The organism is Phenylobacterium sp., from assembly GCF_004297125.1.
In the GTDB taxonomy this organism is placed as follows: Bacteria; Pseudomonadota; Alphaproteobacteria; order Caulobacterales; family Caulobacteraceae; genus Phenylobacterium.
Genome location: NZ_SCVD01000028.1, coordinates 96,300 through 113,448, shown reverse-complemented (window position 1 = coordinate 113,448; position 17,149 = coordinate 96,300). Strand labels below are relative to the sequence as shown.

Genomic DNA, 17,149 nt, shown 5'->3' with positions numbered 1-17,149 from the left:
CTCCCGGGCCGTTTTCCGTTCGCTGACACGACGCCGTCACCGACTCGCTGCAACTTCCCGCCCGGTTTGGCCGTTGCTGTCACAATCGGGAGGGCGGCATGCGTGTGGCGCGGACGATGTTGAAGTTCATGGGCCTGGGCCTGCTGGTCGGCCTCGACCTCCTGCGCCCCAGCCGCGCCGAATACCGCATGCCGGCCCGCTGGCTGGCGCGGTAGCGTCCCGGCGCGAAGGCTGAGGCGCTTTCGCTCCGATTCAGCGCAGACCGCCGCTGGCGACCAGGGTCTCGCCCGTCAGCCAGCGCGCGTCGTCGGACGCTAGGAACACGACTATGTCGGCGATGTCCTGCGGTTGGCCCGCCCGGCCCAGCGGCGTCTGGGCGACCAGGCCCGACGCCATGTCCGAGCCGACGATGCCGGCGCTGTGCGTCCCTTCGGTTTCGACATAGCCGGGATTGACGTTGTTCACCCGGATGCGCCGACCCGCGAGCTCCAGGGCCAGAACGCCGGTGATCGCCTCAACCGCGGCCTTGGTCCCGGTGTAGACCGCCGATTCCGGCGTGGAGAGGCTGGTGATGGCCGAGCCGATGTTGATGATGCTGCCGCCGTCGCCCAGGTGCTTGCCCGCCGCCTGGGTGGTGAGCAGCACCCCCAGCACGTTGATGTCGAACATCTTGCGGTACTGCGCCTCGGTGATGTCGGCCAGCGCCGAGAATTCGTAGACGCCGGAGTTGTTCACCAGGATGTCGAGGCGTCCGTACGCCTTGATCGCCGCATCGACGATCCCTTGCGCCCCGGCCGCCTTGGAGACGTCGCCGCCCACCGCGATGGCCTTGCCGCCGGCCGCGGTGATCTCGGCCACCACGGCGTCGGCGCCGGCCTGGCTGGACGCATAGTTGACGGCGACCGACGCACCCTCGGCGGCCAGCGCCTTGGCGATGGCCGCGCCGATCCCCTTCGAGGCGCCGGTGACGACGGCGACCTTACCCGCGAGCTTGGACATGGTTGGATTCCCTTGAACGAAATGGGGGACCGAAGCGTCCGGCGCCGGGATGGCGGGGTCGCCTTGGTCCAATAGTTCAGGAAATCGGAACTATTGAACTAGCTTTCAAGAGCCCCTACCTTGGAAATGTCATGAGGCCGCTGTTTCACCCCTCGATCGACGATGTCCGGCTGGAGGCGATCCTCCATGCCCTGTCCGATCCCGTGCGCGTGGCCATCTTCGTCGACATCGCCGGGGCGCCCTGCGCACAGACCTGCCAGGCCTTCGCCAGCGTCGGCGACCGCGCCATCCCCAAGTCCTCGCTGTCCCAGCACTTCAAAGTGCTGCGCGAGGCCGGCCTGATCCGCTCCGAACGCCAGGGCGTCGAGATGCGCAACACCTCCCGCTGCCCCGAGATCCAGCAGCGTTTCCCCGGCCTGATCCCAGCGATCATCGAGGCCCATAGGATCGAGGCGGCGGCGAAGGCGGCCTAGCCGCCCGGGGTGGTCCCCGGGCGAGGGGCCCGCTCACTCGGCGGCTTGGGCGGGACGCTCGTGGGACATGGCCGCTTCGCTCAGTTCCACCTGGACGGTCCGCCGGCCGGAGGCCTTCCGCTCGCTGTACCGGTCGACGAGGTAGTCGCTGCGGTCGCGGGTCAGGAGCGTGAACTTGAACAGCTCCTCCATCACGTCGACCACCCGGTCGTAATAGTCCGAGGGCCGCATCCGGCCGTCCTCGTCGAACTCCTGGTAGGCCTTGGCCACCGAGGACTGGTTGGGGATGGTGATCATCCGCATCCAGCGGCCCAGCAGGCGCATCGTGTTCACCGCGTTGAACGACTGCGAGCCGCCCGAGACCTGCATCACCGCCAGGGTCTTGCCCTGGGTCGGCCGGACGCTTCCGATCTCCAGCGGGATCCAGTCGATCTGCGCCTTCATGATCCCGGTGATCGCGCCGTGGCGCTCCGGGCTGGTCCACACCTGGCCCTCGGACCAGGCCGAGAGGTCGCGCAGTTCCTGCACCTTGGGGTGGTCGGCCGTGCAGCTGTCGGGCAGCGGCAGGCCGGCAGGGTCGAACACCTTCGTCTCGGCCCCCATCCGGTCCAGCAGACGCTGGGCCTCGAAGGTCAGGAAGCGGCTGAACGAGCGCTCCCGCAGAGACCCGTAGAGCAACAGGATGCGGGGCGGATGGCGCGTCGCCGTCACGGGCTCCAGCTGGGCCGGCGTCGGCGTGTCGGCGAACTGGGCGGCGAGCGCCGGAAAGTCGGTCACAGGGAACTCCAACGACGTGTCCGGCGGCGTCAGGCCGCCGCGCCACAGGCGGCTTCGGCGGCAAGGCCCGCGCAGCAGGACTCGGTGAGATAGGCGGAGAGCGCGGCGACCCGGTCGTACGCTGCCGTGCAGAGCACCTCGCGGCCGCGGCGGGTCTGGCGGACCAGGCCCGCCCGGGTCAGCGCCGCCAGGTGGTGGGCGAGCGTCGAGGCCGGGATGCCGAGCCGCCGGCCCAGGTCGGTGGCGTTCGCCCCCGCCTCGCCCGCCCGCACCAGCAGGCGGAAGAGGCGAAGGCGCGGCGCGCTTCCCAGGGCGGCGAGGCCGGCGACGGCCTCGTCTTCAAGAAGGTCGGACATGTCCCTCTATCTTTCTAGGGACCTGGAAGCGCAACCCCGCGCCTCAGCAGCAGCTCGCCGCGGGCGTCGCTGCCGCCTCCGCGGGCGCCGGCGCGCCGCAGCAGGCCGACGTTGCTGCATCGGCGCCTGCCGCCGCCGGCGTCAGGTCCGCCTTCTCGTCCTCGCCATAGGTCGTGGCCTCGCCAAAGGTGTAGAAGGTCTCCCACCGCACGCCCGCCGGATCGCGGACCCAGCTCTTGTCGGACCGGGCGTAGCAGCAGGTCGTGGCGGTCTGGTCGAAGGTTTCCGCGCCGGCCGCCTTCAGGCGTCCCGCCAGCACCGCGAGCTCTTCCGAAGTGTCCGTCTGGATGCCGATGTGGTCGACCCCCGGCTCCCGCTCGCGCTCCGAGATGGCGAAGTTCACCCGCGGATCGTCGAGCATCCACTTGGCGTAGTCGTCCTTCACCACGCTGGGCGCCGCCCCGAACAGGGACTCGTAGAACCGGATGGACTGGGCCAGGTCCGGAACGCTCACATGCAGATGCATCCGCTTCATAGCCGTCTCCATAATACTAGGTTCCTGGTTTTCTGGAAATATAGAAGGCGACGCGGATGTCAAGCTTGCAGGCTGCAGGGGAGCGTCATAAATGCGACGCATAATTCCCGTAGGGTAGAAATATGGAAACCAACGACGCCGTCGACGCCATGTCGGCCCTGGCTCACCCGGGGCGCATGAACGCCTTCCGGCTGCTCGTGCAGGCCGGTGCGGGGGGATTGCCGGCGGGCGAGATCGCGTCGCGTCTCGGGATGCCGGCGAGTTCGCTCTCGACCAACCTGAACATCCTCTCCCAGGCGGGGCTGGTGAATTCGCGGCGCGAGAGCCGGTCGATCATCTACTCCGCCGACTACGAGGCGATGCGCACCCTGCTGACCTTCCTGATGGAAGACTGCTGCGCCGGCGTTCCGGAGATCTGCGCCCCGCTGGCCGCGGTCGCCAACAGCTGCTGCAGCCCCGAACCCCCACACGCCTGAGGACCTCATGTCGGACAAGACCTACAACGTGCTCTTCCTCTGCACCGGCAACTCGGCGCGCTCGGTCATCGCCGAGGCGTTGATGAACCGGGAAGGCCGGGGGCGCTTCAAGGCGTACAGCGCCGGCTCCATGCCGACCGGCCGGGTGAACCCGCATACGCGCCCGATCGTCGAGAGCCTGGGCTTCGCGTTCGAGGACTTCCGCTCGAAGTCCTGGGACGAGTTCGCGGCGCCGGGGGCGCCCGCCCTCGATTTCGTCTTCACGGTCTGTGACAACGCCGCCGGCGAGGTCTGTCCGGTGTGGCCGGGGCAGCCCATCACCGCCCACTGGGGCGTGCCGGACCCGGCCGCGGTTCAGGGATCCGAGGCGGAGATCGCCGCCGCCTTCAGCGACACCGCGCGCATGCTCGGCAACCGCATCCGCCTGTTCCTGAACCTGCCGCTGGCCTCCCTCGACAGGATGTCGCTGCAGACCAAGCTGCGTGAGATCGGCCAGAAGGCCGACCACACCAGCTCCGCCCAATGACCACGATCGAACCGCCGGCCGCGTCCGACGGACCCAAGGCCATGTCGCGCTTCGAGCGCTTCCTGACCCTGTGGGTCGCCCTCTGCATCGTCGCGGGCGTCGGCCTCGGCCACCTCTTCCCCACCGTCTTCCAGGCCATCGGCTCCGCCGAGGTCGCCAAGGTGAACCTGCCGGTGGCGGTGCTCATCTGGCTGATGATCATCCCCATGCTGATGAAGGTCGATTTCGGCGCCATGCGCCAGGTCGGCCAGCATTGGCGCGGGATCGGCGTGACCCTGTTCGTCAACTGGGCGGTGAAGCCGTTCTCCATGGCGGCGCTTGGGGCCTTCTTCATCGGCTACCTCTTCCGTCCCTACCTGCCGGCCGGCGAGATCAACAGCTACATCGCCGGGCTGATCATCCTGGCCGCCGCCCCCTGCACGGCGATGGTCTTCGTCTGGAGCAACCTGACCCGGGGCGAGCCCAACTTCACGCTGAGCCAGGTGGCGGTGAACGACGCGATCATGGTGGTGGCGTTCGCGCCCATCGTCGGCCTGCTGCTCGGGCTCTCGGCCATCACCGTGCCGTGGGAGACCCTGCTGCTTTCGGTCGGCCTCTACATCCTCGTGCCCGTGGTCATCGCGCAGCTCCTGCGCGGCGCCCTCCTGAGACGCGGGGGCGAGGCGGCCTTGCAGCGGACCCTGGCCGCGATCGGCCCGGTGTCGCTGACCGCGCTGCTGGCGACCCTGGTGCTGCTGTTCGGCTTCCAGGGCGAGCAGATCATCTCCCAGCCCCTGATCATCGCGATGCTGGCCGTTCCGATCCTCATCCAGGTCTATTTCAACTCCGCGCTCGCCTACCTGCTCAACCGGTTCACCGGCGAGGCCCACTGCGTCGCGGGGCCGTCCGCGCTGATCGGCGCGAGCAACTTCTTCGAACTCGCCGTGGCCGCCGCCATCAGCCTCTTCGGCTTCTCGTCCGGCGCCGCGCTCGCCACGGTCGTCGGCGTCCTGATCGAGGTGCCGGTGATGCTCACGGTGGTCGCGATCGTGAACCGCTCGAAGGGCTGGTACGAGCGCGGCGGCGCCGTTCGCCGGGTGGCGGCGGCCCGGCCGTCCGAAGCCGTGCTCGACCGGAAGCCGGAAAGGTTCGCGAAGGAAGACGGCGAGGTCGCCACCTGACCCCAGGTCGCACCCGACACGGTGCTGCTGCTGGGACCCAGGTCGGGATCCAGCCATGCGGATTTTGGCGCACGCTCCTCAGCTCCCAGGCCGAAGGGGCGAACGTCAGCTATTGAGCCCAGAGCCAATTGGCGAAACCGACCCTAAGCGGAAGTTAGCTTCGACGGCTCAGTGAGAGCCGCTCAAGCGGTACATCAAAGGGCTTCAATGCCACCCGCAGGAGGTCCTGCAAGTCTCGCTCGGGCTCGTGCTGGTCGCGATAGCGGCAAACAACTTCTACCGCGGCGTGGATTTCAGGTGGCGTGAGGTTGGCTGGATTGTTCCAATCTTCGGTCGGCATTGGAGCCACCCTGGTCAGCTCATCCAAGAGTAGGTCCACGTAAGGACTTAGAAGATGCTCGGCGTTGAGTTCCATCTGGAACTTCGCCGCCATTACGAGGCGCGAGAGCACCGGCACGGCCGCTTTGCCGGTCAGCCGGACGCTACCATCGTCCGCGATCTCGATCTCGAACTGCGCCTCGTCGTTGTTCATCTCCAAACAGTGGAGGGAGAAGCGAAAGTCTACAACCCGCGCCTTGCGGACGTCGAAGTTCGAGCTAGGCTTTGGCTGTGAACGTGATCTCCACAGAGTTGCCCGGGGGCTGGCGGTGGGTCGTTGATCCACAAGAACGGCGCTCGTTGGAACTGGAGCTTGCGCGGGAGATGCCGCCCAAGCATCTGCTCTTCGGGCGATCCGCACGGTTGCTCGCCAGACACGAGCGCAGGGACGACTTTCTCTTCCGCGTCGGCGAAAACGAAGTGGCGCAAGTTCACCTCACATGGACCGCCGAGACCGACCCGTTCTTCCCGCACACGGAACTACATCCGTCCCTCGAGGGGTGGGCAAGGACCGGCGGCATCATGAGCTAAGACGTAAGTCACCCTTCCACCCATCTCGGAGCTTCGCAGCGTCCGCCTTCGGCAGAGTTTGGGGGACTTCGGTTTCGAGCGCCTAGCCGATGACCGCTCTCGACCCGTCTGAAACATTGCATCGGAGCCTGTCCGAGCTAGGCTTAGCCATGGCTGCGGGGTTCCTCAGGGCTGTGTTGGTGGGAGCGATGGCGGCCGCTTCGGTCCCTTCGCTGTTTCTTGCCATCTCCGCCGTTTCCGACCGCTGGAGGTCGCCGGACGCCCTCCCTCTGTACGTCCAGATCGGCATTGTCGCAGCCGGCGCCTTAGGACTCGTGACGACCGCCACACTTGTGATCGGTATGCCCGCCGCGCTAGCGCTTCGCCGCTTCGGGACCGAGGGCGCCGCGTCCTATATCACCGTCGGCGCAGTCGGGGGACTGGGCTTCGTCTGGGCGGCTCTATCTCTCGTCATTGGGTCGAGTTCGCCGATCGAGATCCTTGTCTTGGCCGCGCTCAGCGGCGCCGCGACCGGCTACACTTGGTGGCGTTCGCGTCCTCGTGGCGAAACGGGCGCCCAATCCGCGTTCGGGAGCCGTCATGGCAAGGCCTCGCGACCCCGCTCAACGCACCATGACCTCAAGGTCCACAGCTGGCCTCCGGCGCCGGTTCCAGCCGGCGATATCAGCATCCGTCCACTCGGCTTCGTGATGGCCTTGGGTGTCATGGGGATGGCGATCGTGGTCGCGGCTGCGGGCGAAGGTCGGTTCGATCGGCTTCCGCCGCAACAATACTTCCCGACGGCGTTTCGGAACCTCACAACCGTCGTCTGTGCCCGCGACGGCGTGGCCAATGTTGAACAGTTGAGGGGCATCGAGGACTTCGAGGCTGAATGGTATTCGACTCACCTGCGGGCCGCGCAGGAGGCATCGCTCTATCTGGCTTCGCAGGAAGTCGCGTCGCGCGAGACACGAACCTATCGCTTCACCTGGCTGCGGTCTTTTCACGCTCCGGTCGTCGTCCGGATCGATGAGCTTCGCGGCGGTGCAATGCGGCTGACCGCGAAGAAGCTCTCGGGGGCCGGTGGATATGGTCCGGGCCGGGTGGAAGCTCGTGTCGAGCGACTGCTCACGCGCGATGAGGTGTCCAGGCTGAACAAGACGCTCTCGACGGGTCAGGTCCTCGACCTGCCCCCCAGGGACTGCAGCCCTGGCGTGGACGGCGCGAACTGGATCGTGGAAGCCAGTGAACGAGGCAGCTACCGCTACATCAATCGCTGGTCTCCTGAGCGCGGCCCGGTCCGCGACCTGGGCGTCCTCCTCCTCGGTTTCACCGGCTGGCGCCTTGATCCCATCTATTGAGCAACGTCCTTCATCCACCCTTCTCGGACCTTGGAGAAGGTCTGCTTGCGGAAAGCCGTGCTCGCGATGCTAAGCGGACGCGGAGTTCCGGGGGGCACTACGGTTAGGCGGCTCGACGGCCCGCTGAGTCTCACGTCACCTGATCCAGCGTGGAGCCGATGGCGTCGGTCTTGCCCGACTTCGAGGACGCCGGATCGTTCGCGGACTTTTCGCCCGCGTCTTGGGCGTCCTTGGCGGCCTTGTCCTTGAGGTCGTCCAGCCAAGTTTGGCGTGCGTCGGCCGCGCTCTGGAGGATCGTCAGGGCGGCGGCGTTGGCATCCTTGGGCTGGTGATCCGCCTTGTCAGCGGCTTTGGCGGCGGCCTCGCGGTCTTCGCGCATCTTGTCGTTGATCGCCATCAGCGTGTCCAACGCCCGCTCGGCCGGCGTCTTGGAGTCGGGTTGCGCCGATGCGGCCTGACTGGCCATCGCCCGCTCCGCTTGCTCCGCCACCTCGGTGAGATAGGACCTGAACGCATCGACATCAGTATAGCCGTGATCAAAGGCCACCGCGCGTTGGTCGTCGGCGGACAACCGGTCTAGATAGCCGGCTTGGTATCGGGCGAAGGCCGACATGTCGAAGTTGTCGCCGGCGCCACCTGCTGCCCGCCCTGCAGCCGCCATCGCACTCGAGTAGGCGTTCTGGGTGGCGGTGACTTGCTTGGAAAAGCCGCTGTCGAGTGAGAGCCAGTAAAGTACGCCCGTACCTTTTCTGCTGTCGGCGAGTGCGGCGAACTTGGCGTCGGTTGAGGCCATCGGGTCGTTCATGGTCCGGAGCGCATCGACCATCCGTTGAGCCGCCGCACCGGCGGCGCTATGGGCCTGGGCGGGCTGAGCCAGGAAGGGCGGCGGCGCGGCGACCGGCTGGGCCTCGCTGGTCGGCGCGGGCCCGTATTCGGCGAAGTAGGCCTGGGCCCTCTGCGTCCAACTGGCCGTGCCGCGATAGTCGCGCAGGGAAAGCAGATCCACCGTTTGCTGGTCGCCGGCTGTCTGAGCGAGCTGGATTTGCGTATCGAGCCTGCCGGTGGAGCTATCCTTCAGGACGCCGTTATATTCGGTGGTGGCGGCGTAGTGCGGGTCGTTCATCGCCACTTGGAGGGCGCGCATCACGTCGGCATTCGCCTGGAGATTGACGCGATACTCTTCGGGGGTGGTGATGATCGCCCCCTGGTCCCAGGCGAAGGAGAAGACCTCCCGGCGCTCCTGGCTGTATGTAGCCTCGACGCCGACATAGATTTGCTGGTCCACCGCGGACAAGCTGTCGAAGGCGGCCAGCTTCTGCTCATAGACTTTGGCGCCATCGGAGAACCAGGTCGGCGACTGGCTGCTGTCGGCGCCCGCTCCTACGGACCTCATATAGGCGCTCACCTGATCGGCGCGTTGGGAGAAGGCCGAATTGGCTAGATCAACGGCGTATTGCAGGTTCGGATCGGCTTGGCCCTGGCTGGCGGGGCCGTTCAGCAGGGTGTCCTTGACGAATTTATAGGCCGCAAGCTGGTCATCAACCGAGGCAGCGCCCGAGGTGTCGTTCAGGGCCGCGATGGCCTGGTTGAACTGGTCGCGCAGCGCCTGGGCCGGATCGACGGCCAGGGTCGCCTTTGGGGCGGTCACATCGGTTGAATCCGTTAAGCCAGCGGCCAACGCGGCCTTCGCCGCATCGCTAAGGCTAATGACAACGGCGCTATCGGAGGCTTGGACACTGTTCGACGCGGCGGCGTCCTGAGTGGATGCCCCGGAGGCGGACGCTGTCGCAGCGACCGGGGCCTGGGTCATCGTGACAGGGGTTGTGGTCACCGAGATTTGCATGGTCTCGCTCCGAGCAGGCCGGCGCCAGCCACTCGAAACTTTGACGCCTCTGGATTAAGGGCCGCTTACCAAGGCTTCGTCGCAACCACGCCACACCAACCGCGCGCGTGGGCTCAGGGCAACGCTTACCCTGACGGATCAGCTCGGGTTCGAAATTCGAGCCGTACCTCGACGGCCCGCAGCGATCCACGGACGTGAACTCATGCCGAAGCCATAAGACTCCAAACGTCCGTCATCCGCCCGCCGACGACCGCCAGGTCTGCTCGTGGGCATGTTGGTGAAGGTCCGCTTCACGGCGCTGTGCCGGTGACTGTGTCCGCCCCGTCTCAGACTTCCGCCACGTCCGCCTTGGGGCTGCAACCCGCTTATGTCGAACAACTTTGACAATCGGCCGCGTCTCATGTTCTTCTTTTGTTCATGTCCACCGCCGACGACACGAGCGAGCGCCACGGGGCGGTCCTGGCCGAGCTGGCCGAGATCGGCATGGTGATCGCGCGCAGCCTGCGCGACGAGGTCGAGGCGGCCGAAACGCCCGAGGCCAAGGCCCGGGCCGTCGCCGCCTTTCCGAAGATCGCCCGCGCGGTGCGCCAGACCCTGGCGCTCGAGACCCGGTTCCGCCGCGACGCGGCCAAGGACGCGGTCGAGGAACATGAGCGCGTCAACCGCGAGATGGTCAGCCACGTGCGCCGCCGCAAAGCCCAGGTGCGCATGTGGATGCAGCGGGCCATCTGCGAAGAGACCCCCGACGACATCGAGATCGCTGAGGAGCGGCTGTACGACCTCTACGAACGCCTGGACGACGAGGTGCTGGACGAGGACTTCGCCCTGGCGCCCTTCCGGGCCGTGATCACCCACCTCCACCGCGAACTCGGCCTCTCCCCGCCGACCTTCGGCGAGGCGGCCGACCGCCCGCCGCAGCCGGCCTACCACAGCTCCGCCTGACCCCCGCTCCGGCGCGTCAGCGCCGATCCAATCGACCGCAGAAAACACAGAAGACGCAGATCGAGGAACCGGCAGGTCGCCCTGTCGGGCCGCCCTTCTGCGCCTTTCTGCGTTTTGTGCGGTTCGAACGACTGCGCCTGCGGCGCGCTACCCGTCGTCCTGCCCGCGCTTGGCCTTCATCCGGGCGCGGCCGGCCTTGTGGCGGCTGATCCACAGCTTCTTGTTCTCGATCGCCGCGCGGGGGTCCTCCTTGCGGCGTTCGAAGGCCAGTTCCGCCTGCAGCTTCTCGAAGCTCCGCAGCCGGTCGGGATCCAGCTCGCCAGCCTCGATCGCGGCCCGGACGGCGCAGCCCGGCTCCTTGCCGTGGGCGCAGTCGGCGAACCGGCACTGCCCGGCCAGGGCCTCGATGTCGGCGAAGGTCGCGGCCACCCCGGCGTCGGCGTCCCACAGGCCCAGTTCGCGCATCCCCGGCGTGTCCAGGATCAGCGCGCCCGACGCCAGCCGCACCAGCTCGCGGTGGGTGGTGGTGTGGCGCCCGCGCTCGTCGGCTTCGCGGATCTCGCCCGTATCCATCTTCAACTCGCCGGCGAGCGCGTTGAGCAGGGTCGACTTGCCCGCGCCCGACGAGCCCAGCAGCACCGCGGTGCGGCCGGGCTGCAGGTAGGCGTCCAGCGCGTCCAGGCCCTCGTGAGTCTTGGACGACAGGGCCAGCACCGGGGCGCCGAAGGCGATGGCCTCGACCTCGGCCATCCGGTCGGCATAGTCGCCGGCCAGGTCGGCCTTGGTCAGCACGATCACCGGGTCCGCGCCGCTCTCGTAGGTGGTCGCCAGATAGCGCTCCAGCCGGCGCAGGTTCAGGTCGGAGTTCAGCGAGGCCACCAGCAGGGCCACGTCGACGTTGGCCGCCACCACCTGGGCGCCGCCCCGGGGGCCGGAAGCCTTGCGGATGAAGGCGGTCCTGCGGGGCAGGATGTGATGGACGAGCGCGGTGGTCTCGCCGGGTCGCGCCTCGACCGCCACCCAGTCGCCGGCGGTGGGCCGGGTGTCCTCGGCGGTGGCCTTCATGAGGGCGCCGGAGGCCCGGGCGTCCATCTCGCCGTCCGGCGTCACGAGGCGATAGCCGCCGCGCTGCTGCACGACGATGCGGCCGGGGATCAGGCCCTGGCCGGCGAAGGGTTCGAAGTCGGCCTGGAGCGCGTCGGTCCAGCCGTAGTCGGTGAGGGCTGAGGTCAGCAATGGGGATGTCCTTGATGTCGGGAGCCAGTCAGGCGCCGACCGCGGATCATCCCCGTGCGCGGGGATGGGGGGTTGCTAGACAGCAACCGGCGCGGCGACGCAGCGGAGGGCTGCGCGGGCAATGGGCGACATGTGAACCTCTCCTCTGCTGATGGCCTCGCCAGAACGCGGCGGACCTTGGCGGGCGGCCCGCGCCGCGTCAAGAAGGGGCGAGCAAGGAGACCGCCATGGCCGACGTCGAAGTGACCAACAACACCCAGGCGCACCGCTTCGAGGTGAACCTCGATGGCGAGACCGCCTTCGCCGAATACCGCCTGAAGCCCGGCCAGATCATCCTGCCGCACACGGTCGTGCCGCCGGCGTTCGAAGGAAAGGGCGTGGCCGGCGCCTTGGCCCGCCACGCCTTCGGCTACGCCCGCGCCGAAGGCCTGAAGGTGGTTCCCACCTGTCCCTTCATGTCCGCCTGGGTGAAAAAGCACCCCGAGCAGCAGGACATCGTCGATCCGAGCTGCCGGGAAACCTTGGGGATCTAGGGGGCGGCCCAGCCCAACCCCGCCTCGCCGCGCAGGATCGCCTCGACCTGCGGCCGGTGCTTGCCGCCGTCGCGGTCGTGCAACACCAGGGCCGGCAGCAGGCGCAGCGGCGCCTTGCCGGTCTTGATGGCCCGCACCAGCACCCGCTTGGCCGGCTCGTCGGCGAACGGCTGGATCGGCAGGATCTGCACCGACCCCGCCTTGGTCGCCAGCAGGGCCAGCAGGTCGCCCAGCCGGTCGGCGCGGTGGATCACGGTGATGGAGCCGCCTTCCTTCACCGCCTTGGAGAGAAACCCGATCCAGGCTTCCAGCCCGTCGTCCGCCACCCAGGCCGCGCGCCGCTCGGGCGCCGGGCCGCGCAGGCTGTCCGGGTCGTCGAAGAAGGGGGGGTTGGCGAAGGCGGCGTCGAACGGCTCCAGCCCGAGGGCGGAGAACCGCGTGGCGACGTCGCCCTCGATCACCGTCACCCGCTCGCCGAAGCCGTTCAGGTCGATGTTCTCCCGGGCCAGGGCCAGAGCCTTGGGGTCGCGCTCAACGCCGGTGAAACGCGCGTCCGGCCGCCGCGCGGCCGCGGCGAGCAGGGCTCCGCCGGCGCCGCAGCCCGCCTCGAGCACCCGCTGGCCGGGTTTCGCATCGCATGCGGCCGCCAGCAGCGCGGCGTCCAGCCCGGCGCGATAGCCCCGCGTCGGCTGCCGCAGCCGCACGCGCCCGTCCAGCACGGCGTCTTCGGTGGTTGCATCCATTCGGCTGACCTTGGTGTAGAAGGGACTGAACGCATTCAGCCGTGGTCGCTTGACCATGCCCTGTCGCGTCACCATTGTCCCGGCGAATGGCGACCGGTCGGGGCCCGGACGCCGTGGTCGATATAGGAACGCACTACCCTTGGAAGCCGCCCAGGCTATCGCCGCTCCGCCGTCCCTGGACCTGCTGCTGAAGCTCGCGGGCCCGGACATGCGCGCGGTGGACGCCCTCATCCGCGAGCATATGGACAGCCCGGTCCCCGTGATCCCGGCGCTGGCCGACCACCTGATCGCCGGCTCGGCCAAGCGGCTGCGGCCCCTCCTGACCATCGCTGCGGCCCGTCTGTGCGGCGCCCGCGACGACGGCTGCCTGAAGCTGGCGGCGGCGGTCGAGTTCATCCACACCGCCACCCTGCTGCACGACGACGTGGTGGACAGCTCCCAGCTCCGCCGCGGCCGGGTGGCGGCCCACCTGATCTGGGGCGCCCCGGCCAGCGTGCTCGTGGGCGACTTCCTGTTCGCCCGCGCCTTCGAGCTGATGGTCGGCGCCGGTTCGATGCCGGCGCTGGAGATCCTGGCGCGAGCCAGCCGCGTGATCTCCGAGGGCGAGGTCCTGCAGCTCACCCGCAGCCACGACCTGGAGCTCAGCCAGGACGTCTATATCGAGATCATCAAGGCCAAGACCGCCGAACTGTTCGCTGCCGCCGCGGAGGCCGGGGCCGTCTCGGCCGGCGCCCCGCCGGAGCGCTGCCGCGCGATGCGCCGCTTCGGCCAGGAACTGGGCCTGGCCTTCCAGCTCATCGACGACGCCCTGGACTATTCCGGCGACGCCGGGACCCTGGGCAAGAACCCCGGCGACGACTTCCGCGAAGGCAAGGTCACCCTGCCGCTGCTGCTGGCCATGCAGCGGACCGCCGGCTCCGAGCGCGACTTCTGGGTCCGCACCGTCGACCGTCGCGAGCAGCAGGACGGCGACCTGGACCACGCCCGCGACCTGATGCGCGAGACCCGCGCCCTGGACGACACCCTGGCTTTCGCCGCCCGCTACGCTGAGAGCGCCAAGGCCGCCATCGCCGACCACGGCTCCAACACCTGGCGCCCCGCTCTCCAGGACCTCGCGGACTTCGCGGTCATGCGGCGCGCCTGAGCCCGGACGTCGTTCGGAAAGCCGACATAGGAACCTGAGAACGGTTTGTGCGCTCCCTCGCCTCCGAGGGAGTATCAATATGTTCGCAGCCCAGCGTTTGGCCCGTATCGGCCTGTTTTCGCCCGAGTTTCCGGACGCCGAAGCGGTCCACAAGGGCTTGGCGCACTGGAACCGTCGCCGGCTGGCCGTGCAGACGCCCAGCCCCGACTGGTCGGTCGACCTGAACAACGATTTCCGGATGATGCGGATCGAAGGCGCCTTCATCGAGGGCTTCCGCGCCGAGGTCGCGCCGCTGGTGGCGGACGTCCCCTCCGACCCGGATGACTTCATCGCCTGGTTCGAGAAGTTGAAGCTGTCCGGCCCCGGGCAGTACGACCAGCTGTTCGCCTGGCTGGAGACGAGCGCCAGCCTGGAGCAGATCAAGTGGTTCCTGACCCAGGAGGCGGCCGGCGAGGCAGGCTTCGACGACCTCGTGGCCATGACCCAGGTGAAGCTGCCTGCGCGCCCCAAGCTGGAGCTGGCCCGCAACTACTGGGACGAGATGGGCCGCGGCAAGGCGGCCGGCATGCACGGCCCGATGCTGGACCGTACGGTCGAAGGGCTCGGCCTGCAGCCCACCATCGAGGGGACGCTGTGGCAGTCGCTGGCCCTCGCCAACACCATGACGGCGTTCGCCACCACCCGCCGCTACGTCTATCAGTCGATCGGGGCCCTGGGCGTCGTCGAACTGACTGCGCCGACCCGCGTGTCCTGCGTCGACGAGGGCCTGAAGCGCCTCGGCTGCGGGCCGGAGCAGCGCAAGTATTTCGCGCTGCACGCCCAGCTGGACATCGAACATTCGCGGGCCTGGAACGCCGAGGCCCTGGTTCCGCTCGTCCAGGCCGACCCGGGATGCGCGCGGCACATCGCCGAGGGCGCGATGATGCGGCTGATCTGCGGCGAGCAGTGCTTCGAGGCCTATCGCGCGCATCTCTGGGCCCACGCCCATCCGGTGGTCTACGCGGCGGAGTAGGTCAGGCGTCGGCGAACGGGTAGGGCACGGGTCCCGACTTAAACAGGATCACCGGGTTTTCGTCGTAGTCGCCCAGCTCGGTGTCGGCGGTCGCCGAGAACGCCACCACGGCGGGGCGCAGAGGCCCGAGACGCTCGGCCTTGCGGCGCGCCTCCGCGGCGGTCTTGCAGCCCACCTGCTGCTCGGCCTTCAACGACTTCCCACGTCCGGCGACGTAGGACTGGATGATGTAGACGGTTTCCTTTGCCATGCCCCCAGACGCGCCGGTTCGGCGGCGGGGTCAATGGCTGGAGATCAGCCCGGCGAGATCATCTTCTCCGGCCGCACCCACTCGTCGAACTCCTCGTTCGTGAGGTAGCCGCCGCCGACCGCCTCCTCGCGCAGGGTGGTGCCGTTCTTGTGGGCCGCCTTGGCGATCTTGGCGCAGTTGTCGTAGCCCAGCTTGCCGTTCAGCGCGGTGACCAGCATCAGCGAGCGCTCCAGCGCGGCCTTGATGTTGTCCTCGCGGGCCTCGATGCCGGCCACGCAGTTGTCCGTGAACGAGATGGCCGCATCGCCGAGCAGGCGCGACGACTGCAGGAAGTTGTAGGCCATCACCGGGTTGAAGACGTTCAGCTCGAAATGCCCCGAGGCGCCGGCGAAGGTCATGGTGGCCTGGTTCCCGAACACCTGGGCGCAGACCATGGTCAGGGCCTCGCACTGGGTCGGGTTCACCTTGCCCGGCATGATCGACGAGCCGGGCTCGTTCTCGGGCAGCGACAGTTCGCCCAGGCCCGAGCGGGGGCCCGAGCCCAGGAAGCGGATGTCGTTGGCGATCTTGAACAGCGAGGCCGCCACCGTGTTGATCGCGCCGTGGCTGTAGACCATGGCGTCGTGAGCCGCGAGAGCCTCGAACTTGTTGGGCGCGGTGACGAAGGGCAGGCGGGTGATGGCCGCGATCTTCTCGGCCACCAGCTCGGCGAAGCCCACCGGGGCGTTGAGGCCCGTGCCCACCGCCGTTCCACCCTGGGCGAGCTCGTAGAGGCCGGAGAGGCTGTCCTTGATGCGCCGGACGCCGTTGGCGACCTGCTGGCGGTAGCCGCCGAACTCCTGGCCGAGCGTCAGGGGCGTGGCGTCCTGGGTGTGCGTGCGGCCGATCTTGATGATCTTGGCGAAGGCCTGTTCCTTGACCTTCAGGGCCGCGTGCAGGTGCTCCAGCGCCGGCATCAGCTCCTTGGCCACCTGCTCGGCGCAGGCGATGTGCATGGCGGTCGGATAGGTGTCGTTCGACGACTGGCTCATGTTGACGTGGTCGTTGGGATGGACCGGCGTCTTGGAGCCCATCACGCCGCCCATCATCTCGATGGCGCGGTTCGAGATCACCTCGTTGGCGTTCATGTTCGACTGGGTGCCGGAGCCGGTCTGCCACACCACCAGGGGGAAATGGTCGTCCAGCTTCCCGTCGATCACTTCCTGGGCGGCGGCGATGATGTACTTGGCGATCTCGGGATCCAGGCGGCCCAGCTCGGTGTTGGCCTCGGCGGCGGCCCGCTTGACGATACCCAGGGCGCGGATCACCGACTTGGGCTGCTTCTCCCAGCCGATCTTGAAGTTGCCGATGGAGCGCTGCGACTGCGCGCCCCAGTAGCGGTCCGACGCGACCTCGATCGGGCCGAAGGTGTCGGTTTCGGTACGCGTCGCGGTCATCGGGATCCCCTGGCTGTCGGCGGCCAACGGTTTAACTCCCCGGCGGGAGACTGCAAGCCGCCGGGCCGCTATGACGGCTTCGATGGACGAGACCTGGACACAGCATGGCAAGGTGCGCGCTCGCGAGGCCGACGGCCTGCTGGAGGTGACCGTCGATGGCCTGACCACCCAGGCCAAGTACTACAAGCCGCTGATCTACGAGTTCTTCCGCAAGGCCTGGCGCGGCTCGCGGCCCACCTGGGGCGACTTCTCGGTGGAGATCGGGATGGAGTACGTGGGCGAGCCGCCCTGGCTCGACCTCGACAACCTGGCCAAGGCGATCCTGGACGCGATCAAGGGCTACGCCTTCCACGACGACGCCCAGGTAGCGCGGCTGCTGGTGGAGCGCCGGCCCGGCGAGCGCGAGCGGATCACGGTGCTGGTGCGCAAGCTGGGCTGACAAACGAAAACCGGCCGCAC

20 protein-coding genes and 1 pseudogene are annotated in these 17,149 nt (G+C 68.2%); 11 read left to right on the top strand and 10 right to left on the bottom strand.

Annotation, left to right across the window (positions count from 1 at the left end):
- Positions 1-252: 252 nt before the first annotated feature.
- Positions 253-999: a glucose 1-dehydrogenase gene (locus EPO51_RS20635; RefSeq protein ID WP_293354102.1), complete on the bottom strand. Its 747-nt coding sequence runs from the start codon at positions 997-999 to the stop codon at positions 253-255.
- A gap of 131 nt (positions 1,000-1,130) precedes the next feature.
- Between EPO51_RS20635 and EPO51_RS20630 the strand changes: the two genes are divergently transcribed.
- Entirely contained in the window at positions 1,131-1,472 is a 342-nt protein-coding gene (locus EPO51_RS20630) for an ArsR/SmtB family transcription factor (RefSeq protein ID WP_293354100.1), read from the top strand.
- Between the two features lie 33 nt (positions 1,473-1,505).
- On the opposite strand, the gene arsH is transcribed toward EPO51_RS20630, so the two are convergent.
- Genes arsH through EPO51_RS20615 form a run of 3 tightly spaced genes read right to left on the bottom strand, consistent with a single transcriptional unit; the run spans position 1,506 to position 3,140 of the window.
- Complete coding sequence (arsH, locus tag EPO51_RS20625) at positions 1,506-2,249, bottom strand: arsenical resistance protein ArsH (RefSeq protein WP_293354098.1); 744 nt, start codon at positions 2,247-2,249, stop codon at positions 1,506-1,508.
- Positions 2,250-2,278: 29 nt separating this feature from the next.
- Positions 2,279-2,605 (bottom strand): ArsR/SmtB family transcription factor, encoded by a 327-nt coding sequence (locus EPO51_RS20620; protein WP_293354096.1) that lies wholly within the window; start codon positions 2,603-2,605, stop codon positions 2,279-2,281.
- Between the two features lie 43 nt (positions 2,606-2,648).
- Complete coding sequence (locus tag EPO51_RS20615; RefSeq protein ID WP_293354094.1) at positions 2,649-3,140, bottom strand: ArsI/CadI family heavy metal resistance metalloenzyme; 492 nt, start codon at positions 3,138-3,140, stop codon at positions 2,649-2,651.
- 122 nt (positions 3,141-3,262) lie between these two features.
- Between EPO51_RS20615 and EPO51_RS20610 the strand changes: the two genes are divergently transcribed.
- Genes EPO51_RS20610 through arsB form a run of 3 tightly spaced genes read left to right on the top strand, consistent with a single transcriptional unit; the run spans position 3,263 to position 5,302 of the window.
- Entirely contained in the window at positions 3,263-3,616 is a 354-nt protein-coding gene (locus EPO51_RS20610) for an ArsR/SmtB family transcription factor (RefSeq protein ID WP_293354092.1), read from the top strand.
- 7 nt (positions 3,617-3,623) lie between these two features.
- Positions 3,624-4,142 carry an arsenate reductase ArsC gene (locus tag EPO51_RS20605; protein ID WP_293354090.1) on the top strand — a complete coding sequence of 173 codons (519 nt, stop codon included), beginning with the start codon at positions 3,624-3,626 and terminating at the stop codon, positions 4,140-4,142.
- A 41-nt stretch (positions 4,143-4,183) separates the two neighbouring features.
- Positions 4,184-5,302: an ACR3 family arsenite efflux transporter gene (gene arsB, locus EPO51_RS20600; protein WP_293354438.1), complete on the top strand. Its 1,119-nt coding sequence runs from the start codon at positions 4,184-4,186 to the stop codon at positions 5,300-5,302.
- Between the two features lie 154 nt (positions 5,303-5,456).
- Here the strand turns inward: arsB and EPO51_RS20595 are convergent, their stop codons facing one another.
- Positions 5,457-5,834: a hypothetical protein gene (locus EPO51_RS20595; RefSeq protein WP_293354088.1), complete on the bottom strand. Its 378-nt coding sequence runs from the start codon at positions 5,832-5,834 to the stop codon at positions 5,457-5,459.
- A 77-nt stretch (positions 5,835-5,911) separates the two neighbouring features.
- Here EPO51_RS20595 and EPO51_RS20590 point away from each other — a divergent pair, with 77 nt between their 5' ends.
- Together EPO51_RS20590 and EPO51_RS20585 are read left to right on the top strand one after the other, a co-directional pair.
- Complete coding sequence (locus EPO51_RS20590) at positions 5,912-6,211, top strand: hypothetical protein (RefSeq protein WP_293354086.1); 300 nt, start codon at positions 5,912-5,914, stop codon at positions 6,209-6,211.
- Positions 6,212-6,300: 89 nt separating this feature from the next.
- Positions 6,301-7,551 (top strand): hypothetical protein, encoded by a 1,251-nt coding sequence (locus EPO51_RS20585; RefSeq protein ID WP_293354084.1) that lies wholly within the window; start codon positions 6,301-6,303, stop codon positions 7,549-7,551.
- 130 nt (positions 7,552-7,681) lie between these two features.
- On the opposite strand, the gene EPO51_RS20580 is transcribed toward EPO51_RS20585, so the two are convergent.
- The gene (locus tag EPO51_RS20580; RefSeq protein ID WP_293354083.1) at positions 7,682-9,394 is read right to left on the bottom strand and encodes a hypothetical protein; all 1,713 of its coding nucleotides are present in this window, start codon (positions 9,392-9,394) and stop codon (positions 7,682-7,684) included.
- Between the two features lie 417 nt (positions 9,395-9,811).
- Between EPO51_RS20580 and EPO51_RS20575 the strand changes: the two genes are divergently transcribed.
- On the top strand, positions 9,812-10,336 hold the full coding sequence (locus EPO51_RS20575) for a hypothetical protein (RefSeq protein WP_293354081.1): 525 nt from the start codon (positions 9,812-9,814) through the stop codon (positions 10,334-10,336).
- Positions 10,337-10,483: 147 nt separating this feature from the next.
- Here the strand turns inward: EPO51_RS20575 and rsgA are convergent, their stop codons facing one another.
- Positions 10,484-11,572: a ribosome small subunit-dependent GTPase A gene (rsgA, locus tag EPO51_RS20570; protein ID WP_293354079.1), complete on the bottom strand. Its 1,089-nt coding sequence runs from the start codon at positions 11,570-11,572 to the stop codon at positions 10,484-10,486.
- Between the two features lie 227 nt (positions 11,573-11,799).
- On the opposite strand from rsgA, the gene EPO51_RS20565 reads away from it, so the two are divergent.
- Complete coding sequence (locus EPO51_RS20565) at positions 11,800-12,105, top strand: GNAT family N-acetyltransferase (protein WP_293354077.1); 306 nt, start codon at positions 11,800-11,802, stop codon at positions 12,103-12,105.
- Here EPO51_RS20565 and EPO51_RS20560 read toward each other — a convergent pair.
- Entirely contained in the window at positions 12,102-12,848 is a 747-nt protein-coding gene (locus EPO51_RS20560; protein ID WP_293354436.1) for a tRNA1(Val) (adenine(37)-N6)-methyltransferase, read from the bottom strand. The genes EPO51_RS20565 and EPO51_RS20560 overlap by 4 nt on opposite strands.
- Positions 12,849-13,023: 175 nt before the next feature.
- On the opposite strand from EPO51_RS20560, the gene EPO51_RS20555 reads away from it, so the two are divergent.
- Entirely contained in the window at positions 13,024-13,992 is a 969-nt protein-coding gene (locus tag EPO51_RS20555) for a polyprenyl synthetase family protein (RefSeq protein ID WP_293354434.1), read from the top strand.
- Between the two features lie 79 nt (positions 13,993-14,071).
- Positions 14,072-15,004, top strand: coding sequence for an iron-containing redox enzyme family protein (locus tag EPO51_RS20550; protein WP_293354075.1), 933 nt, complete (start codon positions 14,072-14,074; stop codon positions 15,002-15,004).
- Position 15,005: 1 nt separating this feature from the next.
- Here EPO51_RS20550 and EPO51_RS20545 read toward each other — a convergent pair whose 3' ends face one another.
- Entirely contained in the window at positions 15,006-15,254 is a 249-nt protein-coding gene (locus EPO51_RS20545; protein ID WP_293354073.1) for a hypothetical protein, read from the bottom strand.
- Between the two features lie 44 nt (positions 15,255-15,298).
- On the bottom strand, positions 15,299-16,690 hold the full coding sequence (gene fumC / locus EPO51_RS20540) for a class II fumarate hydratase (protein ID WP_293354071.1): 1,392 nt from the start codon (positions 16,688-16,690) through the stop codon (positions 15,299-15,301).
- Between the two features lie 9 nt (positions 16,691-16,699).
- Between fumC and EPO51_RS20535 the strand changes: the two are divergent.
- Positions 16,700-17,129, top strand: a pseudogene (locus EPO51_RS20535) (RusA family crossover junction endodeoxyribonuclease).
- Positions 17,130-17,149 lie beyond the last annotated feature (20 nt).

Bases quoted from the DNA above. Each gene is read 5' to 3' on its own strand.
- EPO51_RS20635 (WP_293354102.1), bottom strand. From the start codon at position 999: ATGTCCAAGCTCGCGGGTAAGGTCGCCGTCGTCACCGGCGCCTCGAAG.
- EPO51_RS20630 (WP_293354100.1), top strand. From the start codon at position 1,131: ATGAGGCCGCTGTTTCACCCCTCGATCGACGATGTCCGGCTGGAGGCG.
- EPO51_RS20620 (WP_293354096.1), bottom strand. From the start codon at position 2,605: ATGTCCGACCTTCTTGAAGACGAGGCCGTCGCCGGCCTCGCCGCCCTG.
- EPO51_RS20615 (WP_293354094.1), bottom strand. From the start codon at position 3,140: ATGAAGCGGATGCATCTGCATGTGAGCGTTCCGGACCTGGCCCAGTCC.
- EPO51_RS20610 (WP_293354092.1), top strand. From the start codon at position 3,263: ATGGAAACCAACGACGCCGTCGACGCCATGTCGGCCCTGGCTCACCCG.
- EPO51_RS20605 (WP_293354090.1), top strand. From the start codon at position 3,624: ATGTCGGACAAGACCTACAACGTGCTCTTCCTCTGCACCGGCAACTCG.
- arsB (WP_293354438.1), top strand. From the start codon at position 4,184: ATGTCGCGCTTCGAGCGCTTCCTGACCCTGTGGGTCGCCCTCTGCATC.
- EPO51_RS20595 (WP_293354088.1), bottom strand. From the start codon at position 5,834: ATGAACAACGACGAGGCGCAGTTCGAGATCGAGATCGCGGACGATGGT.
- EPO51_RS20585 (WP_293354084.1), top strand. From the start codon at position 6,301: ATGACCGCTCTCGACCCGTCTGAAACATTGCATCGGAGCCTGTCCGAG.
- EPO51_RS20580 (WP_293354083.1), bottom strand. From the start codon at position 9,394: ATGCAAATCTCGGTGACCACAACCCCTGTCACGATGACCCAGGCCCCG.
- EPO51_RS20575 (WP_293354081.1), top strand. From the start codon at position 9,812: ATGTCCACCGCCGACGACACGAGCGAGCGCCACGGGGCGGTCCTGGCC.
- EPO51_RS20565 (WP_293354077.1), top strand. From the start codon at position 11,800: ATGGCCGACGTCGAAGTGACCAACAACACCCAGGCGCACCGCTTCGAG.
- EPO51_RS20560 (WP_293354436.1), bottom strand. From the start codon at position 12,848: ATGGATGCAACCACCGAAGACGCCGTGCTGGACGGGCGCGTGCGGCTG.
- EPO51_RS20550 (WP_293354075.1), top strand. From the start codon at position 14,072: ATGTTCGCAGCCCAGCGTTTGGCCCGTATCGGCCTGTTTTCGCCCGAG.
- EPO51_RS20545 (WP_293354073.1), bottom strand. From the start codon at position 15,254: ATGGCAAAGGAAACCGTCTACATCATCCAGTCCTACGTCGCCGGACGT.
- fumC (WP_293354071.1), bottom strand. From the start codon at position 16,690: ATGACCGCGACGCGTACCGAAACCGACACCTTCGGCCCGATCGAGGTC.